Consider the following 24,080-nt stretch of genomic DNA (forward strand, 5'->3'; position numbering starts at 1 on the left):
TCAACCGGAGCGGAGCAAGGCCACGCCGGCATCGCGGTCGAACAGGTAAAGTGCGGTGCGTGCCGCCTGCCCTCTTGGTCCTTCGAGGCCACCATCGCGGTCGATCAGCAGGCGCGCGTCGTCGTGCGCGCATTGCAGTAGGTCGGCCATCATGTCCGGCGTCGCGAGCCGGAACGCCATCTCGCCGGATTGCTTGGTGCCGAGCAGTTCGCCCGCGCCGCGGAGGCGCAAGTCTTCCTCGGCGATGCGGAAACCGTCGTTGGTCTCGCGCATCAGCGCGAGGCGCGCGCGCGACGTTTCGCTCAGCGAAGAGCCGCGCATCAGCAGACAGATCGACCGACCGGTGCCGCGCCCTACCCGTCCGCGGAGCTGGTGGAGCTGGGCGAGGCCGAAGCGGTCGGCGTGCTCGATCACGATCAGCGTCGCGTTGGGGACATCGACGCCAACCTCGATCACGGTAGTGGCGACGAGGACGGAGGTGCGGGCGGCGGAGAACTCGGCCATCACCGCGTCCTTTTCCGCGGGTTTCATGCGACCGTGGACGAGTGCGACCTTCTCGCCGAACCGTGCACGCAATGTCTCCGCGCGCATCTCGGCGGCGGCGAGGTCGCTCTTCTCGCTCTCCTCGACCAACGGGCACACCCAATAGGCCTGCCCCCCATCAGCCAGATGCCGGCCGAGCGCGTTGACCACGTCGTCGAGGCGATCTTCCGAGATTACGCGCGTCTCGATCGGCTGACGGCCCGGGGGCATCTCGTCCAGGCGGCTGACGTCCATCTCGCCATATTGCGCGAGCGTCAGCGTGCGCGGGATCGGCGTTGCGGTCATCGCCAGCAAGTGCGGCGGCGCGACGCCCTTCGCCTGCAACGTCATGCGTTGCGCGACACCGAAGCGATGCTGTTCGTCGACCACCACCAGCGCGAGATCCTTGTAGCCGACCGCATCCTGGAAAATCGCGTGCGTGCCGATCAGGATGTCGATCTCGCCGCTCGCCAGCGCCATCAGCGTCGCCTCGCGCACACGGCCCTTGTCGCGGCCGGTGAGCACGCCGATTTCGATCGGCAGCCCGGCGAGCGTCTTCCTAAGCGTCTCATAATGCTGACGCGCGAGGATTTCCGTCGGCGCAAGCATCGCCGCCTGCGCGCCGGCCTCGACGGCAATCAACATCGCCATCGCCGCGACCAGCGTCTTGCCCGAGCCGACATCGCCTTGCAGCAGCCGCAGCATCGGCGCGGTCTGCGCGAGATCGCCCTCGATCTCGCCCACCGTCCGCGATTGCGCGCCGGTGAGGGTGTATGGAAGCTTGAGCAGGTCGCGCAGCCGCCCGTTGCCCTGCAAGGCACGGCCCCGGCGCTTGCGGGTATCCGCGCGGACGATCGTCATCGCGAGCTGGTTTGCGAACACTTCGTCATACGCCAGCCGCTCGCGCGCCTTCGCATCCGACGGGTCTGCATGGATGCGTTCCAGCGACTCGTGCCAGCCCGGCCATTCGCGTTTCGCCTTCAGGCCCGGCTCGATCCACTCGGGCAGGTCCGGCGCGCGTGCGACCGCCTGCGCGGTCAGCGCTGCCAACCGCCGCGACGTGAGGCCTTCCGACAGCGGATAGATCGGCTCGCGCTCGCGCAGCTCCTCGTCGGGCTCGACGATGTCGGGATGGACGATCTGCAATTCCTGGCCATATTCGTCGAGCCGGCCCGAGATCCGCTTGGCCTCGCCGATCGGGAGGAGCTTCTTCGCCCAGCCCGAACTGCCGCCGAAGAAGACGAGGCTGACGTAATTTCCATGCTCGTCGGTCGCCTGCACACGCGTCGGACCGCGGCCCGCGCTGATCCTGTAGTCGCGCGGGGTCAGCGTGATCGTGATGATACGCCCGGCATCGCTCGACATCAGCTCGGTGCGCGGCAGGCGGTCGACATAGCCGGTCGGCAGATGGAAGGCGACGTCGACGACGCGCGCGAGCCCGAGCCGGTCGAGCGGCTTGGCAAGCGCAGGCCCCACCCCCTTCAGGACGAGGGTTTCGGCGAACAGCGGATTGAGGATTTCGGGTCGCATGACTATCTGGCCTCTATAGCCTAGCCGACGCCCGCCGCCAGCGGTCGCCGGCCTATCCGCGTTGGAGATACGATGGACCACGAGACCCGCCTCAAGCGCCTGGGCTTTCGCAGCTCGCACCGCGGCACGCGCGAAGCCGACATGATGATCGGCGGCTTCTTCGCGACCTATGGACGGACGTGGACGCCGGAGCAGCTCGACTGGTTCGAGGCGCTGCTGGAGGAACAGGACGTCGACATCATGGGCTGGGCGATCGGCTCGATTCCGTGCCCGAAGGAGTGGGACGGCCCGATGATGCAGGCGATGCGCGACATCAACTACGTGACGGTCGTGAAGTAAGCCTTCTGCGCCCCTCTCTGGAAGGGAGGGGTTGGGGTGGGTCGGCCGCTTGGCGGTCGTGACACGCGCCCCATACCAACCCACCCCCAGCCCCTCCCTTCCAGGGAGGGGGGAGTTCGAATGCCAGATCTCAAGACGATCCTCTCCGCGACGACCCCGCTGATCCTCTCAGGCGTGCCGTCCGGCTTCCAGCCATCGCTGCTCGCCGACCTCGCCCGTGCCGTGAAGACCCGCGCGGTGTTCATCGCGCCGGACGATGCGGCGATGCGCGCGATCGCCTCGACCGCGGCGTATTTCGCGCCCGATCTCGAAGTGCTGAGCTTCCCGGCGTGGGACTGCCTCCCCTACGACCGTGCCTCGCCGACGCTGCGCATCATGGCCGAGCGTGTCGCGGCGCTGCAACGACTCCAGGGCAGGCCCAAGGGTCCGCAGCTCCTCCTCACCACCGCCAACGCGGCGACGCAGCGCGTCCTCACCCCGTTCCGCATCCGCCAGCTCGTCGCGCGGCTCGCACCGGGCGAACGGATCGGCCGCGACAAGCTTGCCGTGCTGCTCCAGGCCAACGGCTATGTCCGCACCGACACCGTCCACGACCAGGGCGAATATGCGGTCCGCGGCGGGATCGTCGATCTCTACCCGTCGGGCGAGGACCACGCGCTGCGACTCGATTTCTTCGGCGACGAGATCGAGAGCGTCCGCACGTTCGACGCGGCAGACCAACGCACCACCGGGCGGATCGACGGCTTCGTCCTCCTCCCTGCCTCCGAAGCGTTGCTCGACGAGGATTCGATCAAGCGTTTCCGCACCCGCTACCGCGACGCGTTCGGCGCGACCGCGACCGGCGATCCGATGTACCAGGCAATCTCCGAAGGCCGCCGCATCGCCGGCATGGAACATTGGCTGCCGCTGTTCGAGGAGAAGATGGCGACGCTGTTCGACCATCTCGGCGCCGACGACGTCGTGGTGCGCGACAACGGCGTCGCCGCCGCGGTCGAGAGCCGGCTTGAATCGATTGCCGACTATTACGAGAACCGCAAACGCGCCGAGGCCGCCCAGCCCGGCAGCTATCGGCCGATGCCCGCCAAGGCGCTATACCTCGACGCACAGGAATGGTCCGGCGGCGTCGAGGCGTTCGCCGCGCATATCACGTCGCCGTTCCACGAACCGCCGAGCGACACCGTCCTCGACTTCGACGTCGACGGCCCGCGCGATTTCGGCCCCGAGCGCGCGGCGCAGGCGAACATCTATGAAGCCGTCGCAGATCACGTCGAGAAGCTACGGAAACAGGGTCGGAAACCGATCCTCGCGAGCTACTCGATCGGCGCACGCGAGCGCCTGGGGAGCCTCCTCGCCGACCACGGCATGAAAGGCGGCAAGCACGCCGAGACCTGGCAGGAGGCGCTCGGCATCGCGGATACCGCGCGAAGCTTCGGCGTCGCGCTGATCGTCCTGCCGCTCGATCACGGCTTCACCGCGCCGGGGATTGCCGTGCTCACCGAGCAGGACATGCTCGGCGACCGCCTAGTCCACCGCAAGAAGCGCAAGAAATCCGCCGACGCGTTCCTCGCCGAACTCGCGACGCTGACGCCCGGCGATCTCGTCGTCCACACCGAGCACGGGATCGGGCGGTACGAGGGCCTGACCTCGATCCCGGTGGGCCAGAGCCCGCATGATTGCGTCGCGCTGAGCTATGCCGGTGGCGACAAGCTGTACGTGCCCGTCGAGAATATCGACGTCCTCTCGCGCTACGGCTCGTCCGAGGAAGGCGCGACGCTCGACCGTCTCGGCGGCGAAGGCTGGCAGCGCCGCAAGTCGAAGATGAAGGAGCGGATCCGCGAGATCGCCGGCGAACTCATCGCGACCGCCGCCGAACGCGCGCTGCATCCGGGCGACGTGCTAGAACCCGATGCGAGCGGTTATCCGAGCTTCGTCGACCGCTTCCCGTACGAGGAAACCGAGGACCAGGACCGCGCGATCGAGGACGTGCTCGGCGATCTGTCCGCGGGCAAGCCGATGGACCGGCTCGTGGTCGGCGACGTCGGCTTCGGCAAGACCGAGGTCGCGTTGCGCGCGGCGTTCGTCGCGGCGATGGGCGGCAAGCAGGTCGCGATCGTCTGCCCGACGACGTTGCTCGCGCGCCAGCACTACAACAACTTCGTCGCGCGCTTCGAAGGCTTCCCGATGAACATGGGCCGCCTGTCGCGACTCGTCACCGCGAGCGAGGCGAAGGCGACCAAGGAGGGTTTGGCGAACGGCACGATCGACGTCGTCATCGGCACGCACGCGCTGCTCGCGAAGAACATCGACTTCAAGCGGCTCGGGCTCGTCGTGGTCGACGAGGAACAGCGGTTCGGCGTCACGCACAAGGAACGGCTGAAGGCGCTGCGGGCTGACGTCCACATGCTGACGCTGACCGCGACGCCGATCCCGCGCACGTTGCAGATGGCGATGTCGGGCATCCGCGAGCTGTCGGTGATCCAGACCCCGCCGGTCGATCGCCTCGCGGTGCGGACGTACATCATGCCGTTCGATCCGGTCGTGCTGCGCGAGGCGTTGCTGCGCGAGCATTACCGCGGCGGCCAGAGCTTCGTCGTCACGCCGCGCGTCGCCGACCTGCCCGAGATCGAGGATTTCCTGCGCGAACAGGTGCCCGAGATCCGCTTCGTCGTCGCGCACGGCCAGATGTCGCCGACCGAGGTCGAGGAGCGCATGTCCGCGTTCTACGACAAAAAGTTCGAGGTGCTCGTCTCGACCACGATCATCGAGAGCGGGATCGACATCGCGTCCGCCAACACGATGATCGTCCACCGCGCCGACCGCTTCGGCCTCGCCCAGCTGTACCAGTTGCGCGGTCGCGTCGGTCGTTCGAAGACGCGCGCGTACGCGTATCTGGTTACGCCGCCCGAACGGCAGATGACGGTAACGGCCGAGAAGCGACTGAAGGTGCTGTCCGATCTCGATTCGCTCGGGGCTGGCTTCCAGCTCGCCAGCCACGATCTCGATATCCGCGGCGCCGGCAACATGCTCGGCGACGAGCAGACCGGGCATATCAAGGAGGTCGGGTTCGAACTCTACCAGGCGATGCTGGAGGAGGCGATCATGGACGCCAAGGCGGGCGGCATGACCTCGTCGCGCCCGCGAGATTTCAGCCCGCAGATCACGGTGGATGCGCCGATCCTCATCCCCGAGGATTACGTGCCCGATCTCGATCTGCGGATGGGGCTGTATCGCCGCCTCAACGATCTCGACGAGGGCCAGGAGATCGAGGCGTTCGCCGCCGAGATGATCGATCGGTTCGGGCCGCTGCCGGACGCGACCGAGAATTTGATCAAGGTCATCGAGATCAAGCTGAACGCCAAGCGCGCGTGTGTGTCGAAGATCGACGTCGGGCCTAAGGGCGTGCTGGTGTCGTTCCACGACGACAAGCCGCCGAACATCGACAAGCTGCTGGCGTATGTCGAGCGGCTGAACGGGGTCGCGCGGTTGCGGCCGGACAGCAAGCTGGTGTTGCAGCGGGCTTGGGGCGACCCGAAGGCTCGGCTGCATGGTGCGTTGCAGCTGTCGAAGGGGTTGGCGAAGGCGGCGGGGTGACTTCTTAAGCCCTCTCCCCCTCGGGGAGAGGGTTGGGTGAGGGGCGCCGCGAGCGCTGCCCTTTACAACAGCCCCTCACCCCGACCCTCTCCCCGCAGGGGAGAGGGAGCAGTGGCACGAAAAAGGCCGGACTACCCTGGGGTAGCCCGGCCTTTTTACCGCTTATAAACCTAAACTTACTTCGGCAGCACGACGCTCGGCCCGATGCTGTCCACGACCTTCCGCGCATCGAACGCGCGGATGTTGTCGCGCGGGATCGGGCCCTTGCGCATCACGATCTCGGCCGTCGCCTCGTAGCGATCGATCGTACGGACGTCGAAGTCGTTGCCCCATGGCCCGCCACCGAAGCCACCGCCAAAGCCACCGAACCCGCCGCCAAAGCCGGGGCTCCAGTTACGCCAGCCGAACCCGCGGCCGTAGTAACGCCACGACGGACCCCAATAGCCGCCGAAGCCGCCATAGCCGAACCCGCCACCGATACCCGGCGTCGAGTAGGTGCGCGACTGGAGGTTGGTGTCGCGGTCGGCCATCAAATAATAGTCATAGCCATTCTGCAACGTAAGTTCGGCCGCGCGGAAGAACAGATAGCGCTCGACGGTATCGCGCGAAGTGACGCTGTTGCCGGCGAAGCTGACGAGGAAGCGGCCCGGCTCGATCATACGGTCGCTATAGCCGGTGCGGCTGAACCCCTGGCCCGTCGCCGGCCGATAGGTGGTCTCGGTCGCGCAACCGGCCAGCAATAGGGCGCCCGTTGCGAGCGCTGCCAGTGCGACCTTGCGACCAGGTTTCATGAACATGGTATGTCTCCGTTCGCGGCGAGTGCGGCGAAACGCCTCTTATTAGCCGTCAGTGGTGGAACGGTTGATGAACGGGTTCGCTCCAATGCGCCACCTTGCTGACTCATTTTTCACGATTCGTCTAAACGCCGATCAAGTGCAGCGCCAAAGTGCGGCGATGCGGGCGGCGGCGATGCTCGAACAGATAGATGCCCTGCCACGTGCCGAGCGCGAGTCGTGCGTCGATCAACGGGATCGTGAGCTGAACCTGGGTGAGCGCAGTGCGCAAATGGGCCGGCATGTCGTCCGGGCCCTCGTCGTCGTGTTCGTACTCGCGCGACTCCGGGGCAATGCGGGCGAAATAGGCTTCGAGGTCGGTGCGGACTTCGGGGGCCGCGTTTTCCTGGATCAGGAGGGAGGCGGAGGTGTGGCGGCAGAAAATCGTCAGCAAGCCTTCGGTGAGGCGTTGGTCACGGGTCCAGCGGGCGATCTGGTCGGTGACGTCGACGAGGCCTTGGCGGGTGGTGTCGATGGTTAGGATCGTGGTGGCTTGGCGCATGGGGTCCTAACGATTGGTCGGGGGGGTTGCTCCAAATCCCGTTGCCCGGAAGCAACTGTTCCCCCGCGAAGGCGGGGGTCCAGGAGTCCCATAGGCCATCGCCGATAGCCTGGGCTCCCGCCTTCGCGGGAGAACTAAAAGTGCGTCCACACTTCTTACCACCCCGGCGGAGGCCGGGGCCCAGTTGGGGGACGTCGCTAACTGCGGGTGCGCTCCGTTACTCCGACCTTTCAAACTGGGCCCCGGCCTTCGCCGGGGTGGTAGGAGGTGGGGAGGTTGGAGCGTCAGGTCACTCAGTCCCTCAAACTGCCCCATGGCACTGCTTGTACTTACGCCCCGACCCACACGGGCAAGGCGCATTGCGGCTCACCACACCTTCCCAGTTCGTAGGATCCTCGCCGATATCGGCTTCCTGCGGCTGAGGGATCTGCAACGGTGGCATCTGCGAGGTGATATGCCCCCGCGTCCCCCCGTCGAAGTCGTTCGAGTCGTCCTCCCCCGTGAACGGGTCGAAATGCGTCGTGATGAAGTCCGGCAGCTCGGGCAGCCCGACCGGCGCCTGCATCTGGAACTGGGCATGCGCGATCGTCTTGGTCACGTCCTCGCGGATCGTCTCGAGCATCCGCTGGAACAGCGAGAACGCCTCCTGCTTATACTCGTTGATCGGCGTCTTCTGTGCGTAGGCGCGCAGATGGACGACCTGACGCAGCGCATCGAGCGTCGCCAGATGCTCCTTCCAGTGGTGATCGAGGTTCTGCAACAGGATCGACTTCTCGACCGACGTCCACGTCTCCGTATCGAGATCGGCGGATTTCTGCGCGATCGCCTCGTCCGCCATCGTGCGGATGCGCTCTTCCAGAACCTCGGGATCGACCGATTCTTCCAGCAGCCAGGCGTCGATCGGCGGTTCGAGGTTCATCACCTCGGCGAGCCGCGTCTTCATCCCCGCGACGTCCCACTGCTCGGGATACGAATTGGGCGGGCACGCATCGCCGACGATCACGTTGACCGTCTCCGCGCGCATGTCCGTCACCACGTCACCGACCGTATCGGCATCCATGATGTCCGCGCGCTGCTCGTAGATGACCTTGCGCTGCTCGTTCATCACGTCATCATATTCGACGACCTGCTTGCGGATGTCGTAGTTGCGCGCCTCGACCTTCTTCTGCGCCGTCTCGATCGCCTTCGACAGCCACTTGCTGCCGATCGCCTCGCCGTCCTCGATGTTGTTGCGCATCATCTTGGCGAACAGCGTGTCCGGCCCGAAGATCCGCAGCAGATCGTCGTCGAGACTGAGATAAAAGCGTGACAGGCCCGGATCGCCCTGACGACCCGAACGCCCGCGCAGCTGATTGTCGATACGCCGGCTCTCGTGCCGCTCGGTGCCGAGCACGAACAGGCCGCCCGCGGCGAGCACCGCCTGCTTCTCCGCCTCGATCTCGATCGTGATCCGCTTTGCCGCCTCGTCATATTCGGGCGTGCCCTCGACCAGCTCGGGATGCTCGTCGAGCATGCGGAACTCCAGGTTGCCACCGAGTTTGATGTCGGTACCGCGGCCCGCCATGTTCGTCGCGATCGTCACTGCGGACTTGCGCCCGGCCTGCGCGACGATGTGCGCCTCCATCTCGTGGAAGCGCGCGTTGAGGACCTTGTGATCGACGTTCTCGCCGACCAGGAACTCGCTCAGCATCTCGGACTTCTCGATCGATACCGTGCCGACCAGTACCGGTTGGCCGAGGTCCGCGTGATGCTTGATCTTCTTGGCGATCGCCGCGAACTTGTCCTTGGTGTCCTTGTAGAACTCGTCTTCCTCGTCGACGCGCTTGACCTCGACATTGGTCGGGATGCTGACGACGTTGATCTTGTAGATGTCGTAGAATTCGGCCGCCTCGGTCGCCGCGGTGCCGGTCATGCCGCCGATCTTGGGGTACATGCGGAAATAGTTCTGGAACGTGATCGACGCCATCGTCTGGTTCTCGGGCTCGATCTGGACGCCCTCCTTGGCCTCGACCGCCTGGTGCAGGCCGTCCGACCAGCGCCGGCCGTCCATCATGCGACCGGTGAACTCGTCGATGATGATGACCTTGCCGTCCTTGACGATGTAGTCGATGTCCGACTTGAACATCACGATCGCGCGCAGCGCCTGGTTGAGGTGATGCACGACCTGCGTGTTCTCGAAGTCGTACAGGTTCTGCCCCTCCAGCAGCCCCGCCGCCTCGAGCATCCGCTCTACCTTCTCGGTGCCGTCCTCGGTGAGGATGATCGTCTTCTGCTTCTCGTCCTTGTCGTAATCGCCCGGAATGAGCTGCTTCACGACCGCATCGACCTGGATATACAGCTCGGACTTGTCGTCGGTCGGGCCGGAAATGATCAGCGGCGTGCGCGCCTCGTCGATCAGCACCGAATCGACCTCGTCGACCACCGCGAAGTTGAACGGGCGCTGCGTCATGGCGCTGCGCTCGTACTTCATGTTGTCGCGCAGATAGTCGAAGCCGAACTCGTTGTTGGTGCCGTAGGTGATGTCCGCGGCATAGGCGGCGCGGCGTTCCTCGTCGGACAGGTTCGGGATGATGACGCCGATCGTCATGCCCAGGAAGGTGTAGACCTGCCCCATCCACTCCGCGTCGCGCGCCGCGAGGTAATCATTGACGGTGACGACGTGGACGCCATCGCCGGGGAGCGCGTTAAGGTAGGTCGCGAGCGTGGCGACGAGCGTCTTGCCCTCGCCGGTCCGCATCTCGGCGATCTCGCCGCGGTGGAGGACGATGCCGCCGACCATCTGCACGTCGTAATGGCGCTGGCCGAGCACGCGGTGTGCAGCCTCGCGGACCGTCGCAAACGCCTCGGGGAGCAGGTCGTCGAGCTTCTCGCCGTTCGCGAGACGCGCGCGGAACTTCACGGTCTGTGCGGAGAGTTCCTCGTCCGACATCGCCTGGAGCGACGGCTCGAACGAGGCGATCTTCGCGAGGATCGGGTTGAGCGACTTGACGTAGCGGTCGTTGGACGAACCGAACAAGGATTTGGCGAGGCCACCGAACATTGGCTGATTTCCTGAGATTATGGCGCGGCGACACACGGTGGGCGCACGCGGAAGCGGATCACTCGGATCCAAAGGTAACGATAAGGTCACACCAAGACGCTATTCGCGGCGGCGCTCGACCCATAGCGGCAGCGAAACGATGGCGATGGTCCGCAGCGCGCTGGCGACCGCGACCTGGGGTAGCGTGACGATGCGGGACACAGGCCTCGTCAACACCTTGGCCGGGGTTGCTGCCACCGACTGCGAGCAGACGCTACCCTGTGCGACGGCCTGTGCGGACTGCCCACGCACACCCGGCACCGCGCCGGTCAGCGCGGAGAGCAGGGCAGAGAGGAGCAGCAACAGGTTCATGCGGCACCGGCTGTATGCGAGCTTGCGGCATAAATCTACCGTTCGTCTCAGCGGCGCACCCGCCGAACGCGGCAAAGGCCCGTCCGCCTCGGCAATCTTCGCGGACGTCATCTTGCCGCCCGATCTTGCCGACCGCCGGGCAGCGGCTATGAAGACGGCATGCAGACCTCGCCGCTCGCCTTGCCCTTCCCCGCCGCCCCTTCGATCGACGGAGTCGCGCTGCATGTCGCGCGCGCGGCGTACAAGAATTGGGATCGGTGCGACCTGACGTTCGTGACGCTCGAGCCGGGGACGGTGGTCGCCGGCGTGCTGACGCAGAGCAAATGTCCGTCGCCCGAGGTGGAGTGGTGCCGTGCGGCGCTGACGCTCGGGCAGGCGCGCGCTCTGGTGGTGAATGCGGGCAATTCGAACGCGTTCACCGGGTCGCGCGGGCGTGCGGCGGTCGAGGCGATCGCCGCGCGGACTGCGGCGCATCTCGGGTGCCAGCCTTCGGACGTGTTCGTCGCATCGACCGGCGTGATCGGGGTGCCCTTGCCGATCGACAAGGCCGAGGCCGGGCTCGATGCGGCGTTTGCCGCCGCGCCGTGCGGCTGGGAGGATGCCGCCGCGACGATCATGACGACCGACACCTTCACCAAAGGTGCGGTGACGACGGCGGTGATCGGTGATCGCACCGTCACGCTGGTGGGGATCATCAAGGGCTCGGGGATGATCGCGCCGGACATGGCGACGATGCTCGGCTTTATCTTCACCGACGCCGCGGTCGAACCGGAATTCCTGCAGGCCGCGCTGTCCAAGGCGAACGCGCCGAGCTTCTCGTGCATAACCGTCGACAGCGATACCTCGACCAGCGACACCGTGCTGGCGTTCGCGACGGGCAAGGCGGGTAATGTGGCGCTGGCGGACGATGACAGCATCGGCGCCGACGCGTTTCGCGCCGCGCTGGCCGACCTGTGCCACCAACTCGCGATGCTCGTCGTTCGCGACGGTGAAGGCGCGCAGAAGCTGATCGAGATCCAGGTGACCGGTGCCGACAGCGACCGCAGCGCGCACCGTATCGCGATGAGCATCGCCAACTCGCCACTGGTCAAGACTGCGATCGCCGGTGAGGACGCCAACTGGGGCCGCGTCGTGATGGCGGTCGGCAAGGCCGGCGAACCTGCAGATCGGGACACGCTGTCGATCTGGTTCGGGACTACGCAGGTCGCCGAGGGGGGCTTGGCGCTCAGTGGATATGACGAGGCGCCCGTGGCGGCACATCTCAAGGGCCAGGAAATAGAAATCGGCGTCGATCTCGCGCTAGGCGAGGGCCGCGCGACTGTCTGGACCTGCGACCTGACGCACGGCTATATTTCGATCAACGCCGACTATCGCAGCTAAGTTATCGCAGCGCTGGCGACAGGTCGTTGTTCTCTTCGATACGCAACATCCGGATGTCGCTCACCGCAGGACTGAACCACGAATACGTGCGGTTCAATTCCTGGACGGCGAGTACGCAGTCGACCGCCGAGATGGTTTCGTTACCAAAATAGGTCGAGCCCTGCTGTCGCTCGAACCCGCGTCTGTTGAGGATATCGCCGACATCGCGGTACGCATTCCGCCACGACGGATTAGGATACATCTGCTCGAGCATCGACACGTCCAGATCGAATACGATCGCGTACATGCTACCTCTCCGCCGAGCCGGGGTAGCGCCCGCCCGATTGTGCCCGATCGTCGTCATGACGATAATCTAGCGCAGTCGGGCGGGCTTTGCATCAGGCCAGTTCACCCTCGAGCCAGGCCTTCAGACGGCCCTTCGGCTCCGCGCCCACCTTGGTCGCGGCGGGTGCGCCGCCCTTGAACAGGATCATCGTCGGGATGCCACGGACGCCATATTTGCCGGGCGCGTCGGGGTTCTCGTCGATGTTGAGCTTGGCGATCGTCACCTTCTCGCCGAGCTCCTCGGAGATTTCCTCGAGCGACGGCCCGATCATCTTGCACGGACCACACCATTCCGCCCAGAAATCGACGAGCACGGGGCCGTCCGCGTTCAGTACGTCCGCATCGAAGCTGGCATCGGTGATCTGCTTGGTCGCCATCGTGAATTCTCCTTGGTTGAATCGTATCTAAGGTCGCCCGCGTGTCCGCTCAACCTCCGGGACGCTAGCTTTGCTCCGTGGGCCGATAGCGCGGCTTGTGATCGGCAAGCAGTTCGGGCGGCAGCACGATCAGGCGAGGCCCCGCGGTGTAGAGCAGCGCCGCCTCGACCGCGCGCCCCGGAAAGATCACGCGCAGCGCCTCGGCATACGCGGCGATCTGCTTGAGGTGATAGTCGGGGACGTCGGCCAGCCCCGACGGCGCCCGGCGGCCGGTCTTGAAATCTACGACGCGGACGCGGTCGGTCTCGATCAGCAGGCGGTCGACCGTCCCCGACACGACGATCCCGTCGCTCAACGTCGCCGCGATCGGCGCTTCGGCCAGCGTGTCGGCGCCGAACAGGTCCGTGAACCGCGGATCGTCGAGCACCGCCGCGACGCTGGCGATGATCTCTGCCCTCGCCGCCCCATCGTCGACGCCGCCGGCCTTCGCAAGCCAGCGATCCGCCGCCGCCGCGCGGTCGGCCGGCGCGATTGCGGGGAGGCGCTCGAACAGCGCGTGGATCAGGCGGCCGCGTTCCGCCGCCAGCCGCATCGCCGGCGTGGGCGGCGGATCGGACACCGCATCCTCGCCGAGCGCGGACGGCGACAGGGGCCGCGGCGGGCGCGACTCGGTCGGAGCCGGCTGGTGCGCCCAATCGGGGAGCCGCGCGGTTTCGGACGCGGCCGCTTGGTTAGAAATCTTGGCGACGATCGCCGGCTGCGGCTCCACCCCATGGAAAGTTCGAGCGCCCTCGCCCTCGGTAACACCCAACGCTGCCAACGCATGATCGGCGGCGGCGTACCAGCTATTCTCGGGCGGCACGCCTTTCGCGCGGGGGCCGAGCGCTCCGGCGATCACTAGACGTTCCTCGGCGCGCGTGGCGGCGACGTAGAACAGCCGCCAGTGCTCCTCCAGCTCGCGCTGCTCGGCCGCCGACACGACTGCATCCAGCGGCCCGCCCCGCTCTGCAGAACGCGGGCGGAAAACCGGGATCGGCGCGGCACCGGGCTCGGGCGCCCATTTCAGGATCGAGCGCGGCGCCGCCGACGGGTCCGCCGTCGCATCCGCCAGGATCACCAGCGGCGCCTGCAACCCCTTCGCGCCGTGCGCGGTCATTACGCGGACCGCATCAAGGGGGGCGGACGGATCGCGAACGATCTCGACGTCGCCACGGTCGAACCAGTCAAGGAAACGCTGCAACGACGGTGTCGTCGTACTCTCGAACGTCAGCGCGGCGTTGAGCAGTTCCTCGATCGGGTCGCGCGCCTCGGTGCCGAGGCGGCGGATCAGTTTCCGGCGACCGTCGAGCGGGCCGGACAGCAGTTCCTCCAGGAACTGGTACGGCGTGGCGATATCGGCGCGTGCGAGCATCGCCAGCAACGGGGCGAGCCTCGTCGCGGGCTGCGTGCGTTGCAAATGCCGCCAGAGCGGGCCGGCTTCGCGCGGTGCCGCCGCCATGAGTTCGTCCTGCGTCCAGCCGATCAGCGGCGACACGAGCAGCGCGGCGACGGACAGGTCGTCCTCCGGCTGCAACACGAAGCGGATCGTAGCGAGCAGATCCTGCACCGCGAGCGGCGCGTTGAGCCGCAGGCGATCGACGCCCGCCACCGGCACGCCCTCGGCATAGAGCCGTGCGACGATCAGCGAGGCGAGGTCGCCGCGTCGCTTGACCAGGATCATCACGTCCTCGGGCCGCAACCGCCGCCCCTTGCTCTCCAGCATGAGCCCCGTGTCGGGCGCGAGCCAGCCCTTCACCGCGCGTGCGATATCGCTGGCGAGTTTCCGCACCGCGTCGTCGACCCAGCCTTCCTCGTCGTCTTCGCTGCCGCCAGCGGAGACCGGCGGCCACAGAGTCACAGTGCCGGGGCCCGCGACCTCGCTGGCGTGGCGTTCGACCTCGCCCGCGATCCCGAGCCCCGGTTCGCCGATCGCGTCGATCGCCGCATCGACGAACTCCAGCACGGTTCGGGTCGACCGGAATGAGTGGCGGAGCGACAGTCGCGCCAAGGGAAGTCCGCGCTCCTCCTCGGGCCAGTCGTCGTCGCCCTCCGCTTCGCTCGCACGGTCGCCGAAATACTGTTCGGCCGCCTGGAAATTGAGCGGGTCGGTGCCCTGGAAGCCGAAGATCGCCTGTTTGTAGTCGCCAACCGTGAACAGCGTGCGCGTCGACGGCGCATAGATGCCGCGGCCGACGAAGAACTCGTCCGCCAGCGCGCGCACGATTCGCCACTGGTGACCGTTGGTGTCCTGCGCCTCGTCGATCAGCAAATGCTCGGTCGCCTGGTCGAGCTTGTAGCGGACCCACTCGCCGATCCCCGGCTGGTCGAGCAGCGCCACCGTCGTGGCGATCAAATCGTCGAAATCGACCGCGCCCGCGCGCCGCTTGGCGAGGGCGTAGGCGCGCGCATAGTCGCGCCCGACTTCGAGCCCGTCGGCGAGCAGGTCGCAATAGGTCGCACGCTGGACCATCGACAGCACGTCGGTGCACGCTTCGCCCAGATCGCGTGCCAGCACTTCGTAGTCGGGCTCGGCATCGATCAGCTTCTTCGACGCCTTGCGCTGCGTGCCCGTGCCGGTCAGCACGACGCTGGCGAGCTCATCCAAGGTCGCCGCGCGATCCTCGGAGTCGAGCCAGCGCTGTACGGTCGCCGCCGCGGCCTGCCCGGTGGCCGTTCCCCAGGCGCGATTGGCCGCGGCGATCCGCGCGATCGCGTCGAGGTCGAGCGCGTCGCACCATTCCGCGATCGCCTCGTCGATATCTCCGGACGGAAGCCCGAGTTCGCGTCGGAGCCACGGCTGAATCCCGACCGGGAGGGCCTCCAACGCCGGCAGCGCACGGGCGCACGCGAGCAGGAACGCCTCCGCCCCGCCCTCGCCCATCCGTAGCGACAGGCGCCCGACGATCTCGACCGGGCGTTCGCGGCCTTCGCGCTCGGCGTCCGACAGCATCGACGCCAGCGCTTCCCGCGCGAGCCCCGCCTCTTCGCGCGCCTCCAGCGGCCGGAAGCCCGGCGTCAGCCCGGCCTCGACCGGGAACGCCGCCAGCAAACTCTGGCAGAATCCGTGGATCGTCTGGATGCGCAGGCCCCCGCCCGGCGCGTCAAGTACCTTGGCGAACAAGGTGCGCGCCCGATCCTGCAGCGCCTGCACCGGGCTTTCACCGAGCGCGATCAGGTCCGCCGCGAGCGCCGGGGCCGGCATCCTTACCCAGGCCGCGAGGCGCCCGTTGATCCGCTGCGCCATCTCCGCCGCGCCAGCCTTGGTGAAGGTCAGGCACAGGATCGCGCCGGGATCGACCCCGCGCAGCAGCAGCCGGAACACGCGCGCCGCCAACACCTGCGTCTTGCCCGTGCCCGCCGACGCGGACAGCCAGACGTGCGAGGCCGGGTTGCTCGCATCGGCCTGCGCGCCCCTTAAGCGGGGCAGCGTGGCGAGCGCATCACCGCTCACGGCCATACCATTCGTCGCGTCGCATCAGTTGGTCGTACTCGGCATAGGGGGCGTATTCGGGGACGAGCTTGGCGGTAAACGCGGCGCTGCCGGTCAGCCATTCGCCGACGACTTCGGTGAAGTTGTGCGCGGCGATCGACGTGAATTCGGCGGTAGGGATCTTGTCGCGCTTGCCCTCGGGGTCGACCGGACTCTCGATATAGCCAAACGCGTCGCGCTTCTTGCCGAGCGACCAATATTCGAACGCGCCCGCGGTGCCGCGCACATCCTCGAACCCGCCACGTTCCGCGATCAGCCCGAGCAGGCCGAGTTGCAGGCTGTAGCCCGCGCGGACTGCGGTCGGCGAAGGCGGCTTGCCGGTCTTGTAGTCGATCACCGCGAGACGCCCGTCGGGCAGCTTATCGATCCGGTCGTAGCGGCCCGACAGGGTGACGCCGGCGATCTCGATCTTGCCCTTGCCCTCGGCGCTCGCAACGGTGCGGCCGTCCTGCCCTTGCGCGACGATAGCGCCCGCGATCCAGTCGATCGCCTCAAGCAACCGCGGTTGCCACAGCGCGCGCATCATCGGGTGCGTGCGCTCGTCGTCGAGCATCGCTTTCGCACGCAGCCGGAGCGTGTCGACGGTGCAATTGTCCTGCTTCCACCATTGCTCGAGGATGTCGTGCACCGCAGTCCCGCGCCACGCCGCGCTGGGATCGGCATCGACCGGGTCGAGCGGCATCAGCCCGAGCACGCGGCGGGCGTAGAAGGCGTAGGGGTCGGCCTTGAGGCGATCGACCTCGGTGACGGAGATGACCTTCGGACGCAGCGATGCGGGTGGTGAAGGCGCAGGCCGATCGGCGGGCAAGTGCTCGCCTGGATCGTCAAGCGCGCGCGTCCAGCCCTCTAGCGCGGACGCGCGTTCGAACCGATCGCCGGCGAGCGCCTGCAAACGCAGCCACAGCCGGGACGCCAGCGCGGGCGACTTCGCATCGCGGCGTGCCCTCGTGACGACCGCGCGCGGGGCTCCCAAAGCCTGCGCGAAATCATGCGCCGCCGTGCCGACGCGCCGCTCCAACCCCGGCAACCCGAGTTCCATGCGAATACGCGGCGCCAGCCAGGGATCGGGCGCAGGCCGACCCGGCCACACGCCTTCGTTGAGCCCGCCGAGCACCATGACGTCGGCCGTCTGCAACCGCGCCTCGATCAGGCCGTAGATCGCGAGCCGGGGATGCCCGCCCGGCGCCGGCCGCACCGCGACCTCGTCGAGCAAGGTCCGCAGCAATTGCGGGAGTTCGCGCGGATCGATCCTCGGCGGACCGGCGGGTGCCTCGGCTTCCAGATCGGCGAGGAACTCCGCCGCCGCGCGCCCTGCGAGACCCGACCAGAGGTTGTCACCGCACAAGGTCTGCGCCGTCTCGCGCAGGCAGGCGAGCACCGACGCCAGAGGCTGCGGCCCCTGATCGAACGCGCCAGCCAGCGGCGTCAGCAGCGGCTGGACTTCGGCCCACCATGTTGCTGCGGTACCCTTGCGCTCCTCCAGATGCCCGGCGATCCCGTCGAGCCCCGCCGCCGGCCGCGGCCCGCGCAACCGCCGGTCCAGCGCGCGCGCGCCGTCGAGCCACAGCAAGCGATCCTCGCCTGCGCGCACTAGCGGATGCTTCAGCAACGCCAGCAGCGCGAGCGGTGAGAAGCGTTGCGCCGCCGCCTCGGCCAGTGCGAGCAGCAACGTTCCCGGCGGCAGGATCGACAGAGGCCGCCCTGCGCTGTCGTCGATGCCGATGCCCCATCGCCCGAGATGCGCCGCAACCCTTCGCGCCAAAGCCCGGTCCGGCGTGACGAGCGCCGCAGTCCGCTCGGGAACCTCCAACGCCTCGCGCAACACCAGCGCGATCGCCTGCGCTTCCTCCGCCGGGGTCGCGAGTTCGGCCGCGGTCACGCCTTTCAACCGGCGATCCTCCGCCGCGATCTGCGTCCACTTGCCGGTGAAGTCCGCGGGCGCCAGCGCGTTGGCGATCGCCCGCCCGCGCGCGGCGTCGGCGTCATGTCCCCCGCCCTCGCGCCACGTCTGCACCTCGCCGCGCGCTATACCCATGCGCAGGAGCATCAGCTTGGCATCGAACTGCGGATGCGTCTCGATAGACCGCCGCGTTAGCCCCGTCACTGGGTTCGGATCATGCGGGCCGAGCGCGTCCCACTCATCGTCCGGCAGCGCGAGGTCCAGGCCGGCGAACACCACCATGCCCTGCGGCATGTCGGCGATGCACCGGAGCAGGCGCGCGACCGCGGGTGCGGAGTCGGTCACGCCCGCGGCACACACGATCCCGGCGGGCGGCGCGCTTCGCCAGCGCCGGGCGAGCCGGTCGAGCAACGCCGAACGCCGCGTCGCCGCGTCGATCCGCTCAAGCCGCGCGAGTTCGCCCGGCCAACGTTGCAGCACGATCTCGAACGTGGCGAGCGCGCGGCGCCAGTGCTCGGTCAGCTCTGGGCCGAGTTCGATATCGCGCAACTTGGTAGGCGGCACCTCCTCGACCAGCAACTGATCGAGCGTCCGCGCGAGTTCGCCAGCGAGCCGCACCGCCTCCGCCGTGTCGACCGGATGGCCTTCGCGGGCGCGCTCTTCCGATACCAGCCGCGCGAGGATCATCCGCCGCTGATACGGTGGCACCGCGGGCAGCGGCGGATCGATGTCGTCCGCCGGATCGAGCGCGGCGCCTACCGCCTCGCCCATCTCCGGATCGCCCAGCGCGACCAGCCGCGGCAACACCAGCCCGCCACCACTCGCGCGGACGAACGCCTCGGTCACGGCCTTCACCGCGCGATTGTTCGGCAGGACGACCAGCGCGCGCGCGAGTGCGAGCGGATCACGCCCCGCCCGCCGGGTCAGCCCTGCGACCAGCGCGTCCGCGAACGCCCGGTGCGCCGGGATCGTGTACAGCGTCGGGCGATCCGTCGCGATCAGATCAGCCATCCGCGAGGATCGCCTCAGTCTTCGGAATCGCGCCGGGCGTGCCGACGTCGAACCACAGGCCCTGGTGGACCTGACCATAAGCGCGGCCCGCGGCGATCGCGCGATCCCAGAAGATGTTGGTCGAGAAAGGCCCCTCGGGCCAGTCCGCGATCAGGCGCGGATGCAGGATCTGGATGCCGGTATAGGCGAACGGCGCGACCCGGCCGAGCTTGCGCCGCCCGGCGATCCGCCCGTCGCTGGCGAGATAGAAATCGCCCGTCCCACCGTGATTGTTGGCACGCGCGAGCGGCACCATGAGCAGAAGCGCGTCCATCGTCGCGTCGTCCCAGCGCGATGCGAGCAGCTTGATCGCGTCCATCGGCCCGTCGATCCAGAGATTGTCGCTGTTGACGACCAGCACCGGCGCATCGCCGAGCAGGTGCCGCGCCTGGACGAGCCCGCCGCCGGTCTCCATCAGCATCTTGCGCTCGTCGGAGATCACGACGTCGATCCCCTCGAACCGGTCGGTGACGTGCGCCTCCAGCGTGTCTGCGAGATAATGCACGTTGACGACCGCGCGCTTGATGCCGGCCGCCTGCAACCGTTCGAAGACGTGGTCGATCAAGGGCTTGCCCGCGACCTTCACGAGTGGCTTGGGTCGCGTAACGGTGAGCGGCCGCATCCGCTTGCCCAGGCCCGCCGCCATCACCATCGCCGTTTCCGGCACCACTCCGCGAGGGACGGGGCGGATCGTCTGCTGGCGGGTCACGCGCCCAGGGCCAGCGGATCGCCGCGGAGCGCAGACGGCACGTTCGCCGCGAACCACGCCGCGACCGGCGCCATCACCGGCTGCGCGAGGTCACGCTCCAGATAGGTCCACACGCGCGGGCACATCGTCGGGTAATGCGGCTTGCCGTCGCGCTTCCACAGGCGCGTGAAGATGCCGAGGATCTTCGCATTCCGCTGCGCGCCGAGCACGTGATACGCGTTCATGAAACCTTCCCCCGCGTCCGCCGCCGCGCGATATCGCCCGAGCATCGCCGCCTCGACCGCGGGATCGACCGTCCGCCGCGCGTCCTGCAACAGCGACACCAGGTCATAGGCCGGATGCCCCGCCAAGGCGTCCTGGAAATCGAGCAGGCCAAGCGAGCGCGTCGGTCCGACCAGCATGAGATTCTCGGCATGATAATCGCGCAGCACCGTGACCGGCGTCTCGGCGATGGCGTGATCGAACACCCCTTCCCAAGCCGCGTCCCAGCCCGTCAGATCGGGCTCGATCCCGACCGCGGGGCAGTACCATTCGACGAACAACCGCGCCTCGCGCCGCAGCACTGCGCGGTCATAGGGAGGAACGGGGCCCGCCGGATGGCCACGCAACCGGACCAGCAGGTCGATCGCCGGCGCATAGAGCGAGAGTTCGTCGGCGGGCGCCGCGTCGATCGCCTCGCGCAACCGGTCGTCGCCGAAATCCTCGATCAGCACGAGCCCCTGGTCGAGATCGCACGCCAGGATCGCCGGCGCCGCGAAGTCGCGCTCGACCAGCCATTCGGCGACCGCGATGAACGGCCGTGGGTCCTCGTGCGGCGGCGGTGCGTCCATCAGGATCGCCTGACGCCTCCCCCCTTCCGCGTCATCGACTGCGCGAAAATAACGCCGGAACGACGCGTCGCCGGCGACCGGGAGGATCTGCGCCCCACCCCAGCCATGAGCGTCGAGAAAAGCGGCGGCGCCGGGCGGCGGGGTCATGTCGGCCATCGCGACCTCCAAGCTTCCGGCACCTCGACTGTCAAGCCGCGCGTGCCATCCGGCTCGATCGTCAGGCTCAGGCGAAGCGCGTCGGGCCAGTAATCCGGGCCTGCGCGCTCGGGCCACTCCACGAGCAGCAGCGAATCGTAGCGTGCGTCGTCGAGCGCCAGTTCCTCGATCTCGGCGGGGTCGTCGATGCGGTAGAGGTCGACGTGGAGCACGGGGAAGCGGACCTCGGGCGGCTCGTAGGGCTGGACGATCGCAAAGCTCGGCGATGGCGCCTCGCCGGCGAGTCCGAGCGCGGCGAGGAGCCCGCGCGCAACGCTGGTCTTGCCGGCGCCGAGCGTGCCTTCGAGGGTAATGACATCGCCGGGCTGAACGCGGGTGGCCAGCAGCGCTCCGAACGCCTCGGTCGCCTGAGGATCGGGTAGACGGATCACTAGCAAGAGCCCTCTCCCCCTCGGGGAGAGGGTTGGGTGAGGGGCTGTTCCAGGCACCGCACTGCTTGGCAGCCCCTCACCTTGACCCTTTCCCCGAAGGGGAGAGGGAGTAGTGGCCCCGCTTTCATCGCCGCGGCAACTCTACAGTGATCAGCGTGCCCTCGCCCGGCTCCGAGAGCAGCTCGATCGTTCCGCCGTGCGCCTCCACGAACTGTTTCGCCAACGGCAACCCCAATCCCAACGCCCGATCCCCCATGGGCTTGGACTCCGCGAACCGGTCGAACGCGTGCGCGACCGCGTCCGCGTCCATCCCGACCCCGTCGTCCGACACCACGATCCGCGCAGATGTCGCGTTGCCGTCGGTATGCAGCAGCACGCGCCCGCCGTCCGGCGTCGCGGCGACCGCATGGCGCAACAGATGCTCGACGACCTCCTTCAGACGCTTCGGATTGCCGTTCACCCGCCCGGTCGAGCGCCCGACCTCGACCGCGAAGTCGAGCTTCCGACGCTTGGCCGACGGCAGGATCGTCTCCGCCGCCGCGCGGACCGTGGTCGCGAGATCGACATCGCTGCGATCCGTTTCCGCACGGTCGCTCTCCGCCCGCGTCAGGTCGAGCACGTCGTCGACCAGCAGCCCCAGCCGCTCGACAGACTCGAGGATCGCCCCTACATAGCCCTCGGCCTGCGGCGTCAACGCGCCGGCATAGCCGCCATGCAGCATCTCCGCGAACCCGCTGATCGACGTCAGCGGCGTGCGCAGTTCGTAACTCATGTTCGCGACGAACGCTGTCTTCACCTTGTCGGTCGCCTCCAGCGCATCCGCGCGATCCCGCAACGCCTGCTCCGCGCGCCGACTGTCGGTGATGTCGAGCATCGTGAACAGCGCATTTCCATCGGGCAGCGGCACGCCGGCAAACTCGAAATGCCGCCCGTCCGCGAACGCCACGCGCCCGCCGCGCTGTTGCCGTCCGATCGTTGCCGAGCGGACGAGATCGGGGATCAGCACGGACCTGCCGGGGGTCGCGAGCTTGTCCCCCGCCGCTTCGGCAAACGCATCGACGCGCGGATGCGAGGCCAGGAACTCCTCATCCAGACCCCAGAGCGCGCGGAACCGGTTGTTCCAAAGCTGCAACCGGCCGTCCGCCGCGAACACGCCGAGCGCCTCGAACAGATTGTCGAACGTCGCGGTCCGAACGCGCAGGAGCGTGTCGCGCGCGCTCGCGAGCTGCACCTGCTCGGTGCGATCCTCGAAGATCAGCAGCAGGCCTCCGTCGGGCAAAGGCTGCGCGACGACGCGAAGGTGTGTGCCGCCGCGGAGGTGCCAGTTCTCCTCCATCGCGCCCCCACCGGCCGCGCCGCCTTGCGCCGAGCCGGTCTGCATGAACCAGTCGCGGCGCTCCGCCTTCCAGCTCGGGAAATCGCGGACCTCGGGCAGTCGGTTCGCCTCGCGCATCCGTTCTAGCACGCGGTCGAACTCGGGGCGGTCGGCGAGCCATTCGCTGCGCATCGCGAACATCCGGCGGAACGGCTGGTTGCAGAACACGAGCGAGCGATCGCCGCCGAACTGCGCCACGCCCGCCGACAAGCGATCGAGCATCGCGCGTTGCGCTTCGGCGAACCGCTTGGCACCCGACCGTGCCTGCTCCAGCTCCTCGATGTCGATCGCGAACCCGGCCACGCCGCCGCTCGGCAATGGTACGTCGTAGATCTGCAAGGATCGCCGTGCGCCGTCGATGGTCGCGGGCAGGACCTGCTGGTGCGGCCGCCCCTGCTCGCGCGCGACCGCCGCGCCGGCGAGCGGCCCGCCACGCCCGGACCCTTCGACCAGCTCCAGCCCACGCGCGACGACATCGGCGGCATCGCGCCCCTCGACCGCATCGACATACGCCGAATTGACCATCGCCAATCGGAGGTCGGTAGCGCGGTACCACATCGGCATCGGCGCCGCCTCGATCAGGCCGGTCAGCGACTCATACGCCTCGCCGAGCCGTGCGGTCTCGGCCCCGAGCCGGGCGATCTCCGCCTCGCTGTCGGTCGCATCGAACGCCCAGAGCAGCACCGCCCCGGTTGCGCCCATCTCGCCCGGCGCCCGCGCGCCGCGAAACGTGATCGCCCGCGTCGAGCCCTGCAACCGCACCGACCGGACGAACGCCCGCCCCGCCCGCTGCGCCGCGGCAACGTCGGCAATCAACCGCGCCGCATCGTCCGCCGACAGCGCAGTGCCCCCGGTGGCAAGCTCCGCGATCGACCGAGGCGGCGCGTCCAGCCCGAGCCAATCCGCCATCCGCTGAGACATCTCGATCCGCCCACCGGACCGGATTACCGTGACGATCGCCGGCGACCCGTCGAGGATGGCCTGCAACTGCGCGCGTGCCTCCATCACGTCCGCGGCGGCGGATCGTGCGTGCAGCCCTACGAAAATGAGAACGCCGCCCGCTGCGACCAGCGCTAGCAAAAGCACGCCCGCCAGCACCGCCGTTCCAAGGCTAACCGTGATCATCGTAAAGCGGAGGGGATACGGAGCGAGATCATCGCTACCCGTCTAGGCACCTCGATGCCGATCGGAAAGGCAGATGGCAAATGCCGACCGCATTTTCGCCGCGCGATGCCCCTGCGCGCGCCGCAGTCGGACGGACACCGCCAAATGTCTCCAACCTTGCCAGACTGTTGCAAGGAAGAAACACCA

16 protein-coding genes are annotated in these 24,080 nt (G+C 67.8%); 3 read left to right on the plus strand and 13 right to left on the minus strand.

From position 1 onward, the window contains the following. Positions 1-2,052 carry an ATP-dependent DNA helicase RecG gene (gene recG, locus U1708_RS05095; protein ID WP_332743365.1) on the minus strand — a complete coding sequence of 684 codons (2,052 nt, stop codon included), beginning with the start codon at positions 2,050-2,052 and terminating at the stop codon, positions 1-3. 72 nt (positions 2,053-2,124) lie between these two features. Here recG and U1708_RS05100 point away from each other — a divergent pair, with 72 nt between their 5' ends. Together U1708_RS05100 and mfd are read left to right on the plus strand one after the other, a co-directional pair. Further along, a complete protein-coding gene (locus tag U1708_RS05100) occupies positions 2,125-2,391 on the plus strand; it encodes an FAD assembly factor SdhE (RefSeq protein ID WP_332743367.1) in 267 nt (88 codons plus the stop codon). Positions 2,392-2,511: 120 nt separating this feature from the next. Then, positions 2,512-5,982 carry a transcription-repair coupling factor gene (gene mfd / locus U1708_RS05105; protein WP_332743368.1) on the plus strand — a complete coding sequence of 1,157 codons (3,471 nt, stop codon included), beginning with the start codon at positions 2,512-2,514 and terminating at the stop codon, positions 5,980-5,982. Positions 5,983-6,158: 176 nt separating this feature from the next. Here mfd and U1708_RS05110 read toward each other — a convergent pair whose 3' ends face one another. The 4 genes from U1708_RS05110 to U1708_RS05125 all read right to left on the minus strand — a co-directional run bounded on the left by U1708_RS05110 (position 6,159) and on the right by U1708_RS05125 (position 10,819). Beyond that, on the minus strand, positions 6,159-6,773 hold the full coding sequence (locus tag U1708_RS05110; RefSeq protein ID WP_332743591.1) for a CC0125/CC1285 family lipoprotein: 615 nt from the start codon (positions 6,771-6,773) through the stop codon (positions 6,159-6,161). Between the two features lie 127 nt (positions 6,774-6,900). After that, complete coding sequence (locus U1708_RS05115) at positions 6,901-7,317, minus strand: secondary thiamine-phosphate synthase enzyme YjbQ (RefSeq protein ID WP_332743370.1); 417 nt, start codon at positions 7,315-7,317, stop codon at positions 6,901-6,903. A 301-nt stretch (positions 7,318-7,618) separates the two neighbouring features. After that, positions 7,619-10,357 carry a preprotein translocase subunit SecA gene (gene secA, locus U1708_RS05120; RefSeq protein ID WP_332743372.1) on the minus strand — a complete coding sequence of 913 codons (2,739 nt, stop codon included), beginning with the start codon at positions 10,355-10,357 and terminating at the stop codon, positions 7,619-7,621. A 99-nt stretch (positions 10,358-10,456) separates the two neighbouring features. After that, positions 10,457-10,819 carry a hypothetical protein gene (locus U1708_RS05125; RefSeq protein ID WP_332743374.1) on the minus strand — a complete coding sequence of 121 codons (363 nt, stop codon included), beginning with the start codon at positions 10,817-10,819 and terminating at the stop codon, positions 10,457-10,459. A 48-nt stretch (positions 10,820-10,867) separates the two neighbouring features. On the opposite strand from U1708_RS05125, the gene argJ reads away from it, so the two are divergent. Continuing rightward, the gene (argJ, locus tag U1708_RS05130; protein ID WP_332743376.1) at positions 10,868-12,088 is read left to right on the plus strand and encodes a bifunctional glutamate N-acetyltransferase/amino-acid acetyltransferase ArgJ; all 1,221 of its coding nucleotides are present in this window, start codon (positions 10,868-10,870) and stop codon (positions 12,086-12,088) included. 1 nt (position 12,089) lies between these two features. Here argJ and U1708_RS05135 read toward each other — a convergent pair whose 3' ends face one another. The 8 genes from U1708_RS05135 to U1708_RS05170 form a co-directional block, all read right to left on the minus strand. After that, positions 12,090-12,374: a virulence factor gene (locus U1708_RS05135; RefSeq protein ID WP_332743378.1), complete on the minus strand. Its 285-nt coding sequence runs from the start codon at positions 12,372-12,374 to the stop codon at positions 12,090-12,092. A gap of 91 nt (positions 12,375-12,465) precedes the next feature. Next, positions 12,466-12,789, minus strand: a complete 324-nt coding sequence (gene trxA, locus U1708_RS05140; protein WP_055877560.1) for a thioredoxin TrxA — start codon at positions 12,787-12,789, stop codon at positions 12,466-12,468. Positions 12,790-12,853: 64 nt separating this feature from the next. After that, a complete protein-coding gene (gene addA / locus U1708_RS05145; RefSeq protein ID WP_443029946.1) occupies positions 12,854-16,285 on the minus strand; it encodes a double-strand break repair helicase AddA in 3,432 nt (1,143 codons plus the stop codon). After that, entirely contained in the window at positions 16,269-19,229 is a 2,961-nt protein-coding gene (addB, locus tag U1708_RS05150) for a double-strand break repair protein AddB (protein WP_332743389.1), read from the minus strand. The genes addA and addB overlap by 17 nt, the downstream gene beginning before the upstream one ends. Continuing rightward, positions 19,222-19,977 (minus strand): nucleotidyltransferase family protein, encoded by a 756-nt coding sequence (locus tag U1708_RS05155; RefSeq protein ID WP_332743391.1) that lies wholly within the window; start codon positions 19,975-19,977, stop codon positions 19,222-19,224. The genes addB and U1708_RS05155 overlap by 8 nt, the downstream gene beginning before the upstream one ends. After that, positions 19,974-20,954: an aminoglycoside phosphotransferase family protein gene (locus tag U1708_RS05160; protein ID WP_332743593.1), complete on the minus strand. Its 981-nt coding sequence runs from the start codon at positions 20,952-20,954 to the stop codon at positions 19,974-19,976. The genes U1708_RS05155 and U1708_RS05160 overlap by 4 nt, the downstream gene beginning before the upstream one ends. Continuing rightward, positions 20,951-21,391 carry a tRNA (adenosine(37)-N6)-threonylcarbamoyltransferase complex ATPase subunit type 1 TsaE gene (gene tsaE, locus U1708_RS05165; protein WP_332743595.1) on the minus strand — a complete coding sequence of 147 codons (441 nt, stop codon included), beginning with the start codon at positions 21,389-21,391 and terminating at the stop codon, positions 20,951-20,953. Before tsaE ends, U1708_RS05160 begins: the two co-directional genes overlap by 4 nt. 127 nt (positions 21,392-21,518) lie before the next feature. Then, positions 21,519-23,894, minus strand: a complete 2,376-nt coding sequence (locus U1708_RS05170) for a PAS domain-containing sensor histidine kinase (RefSeq protein ID WP_332743393.1) — start codon at positions 23,892-23,894, stop codon at positions 21,519-21,521. Between the last annotated feature and the right edge of the window lie 186 nt (positions 23,895-24,080).

It is taken from the genome of Sphingomonas arabinosi, assembly GCF_036663715.1.
Taxonomy (GTDB): Bacteria; Pseudomonadota; Alphaproteobacteria; order Sphingomonadales; family Sphingomonadaceae; genus Sphingomonas.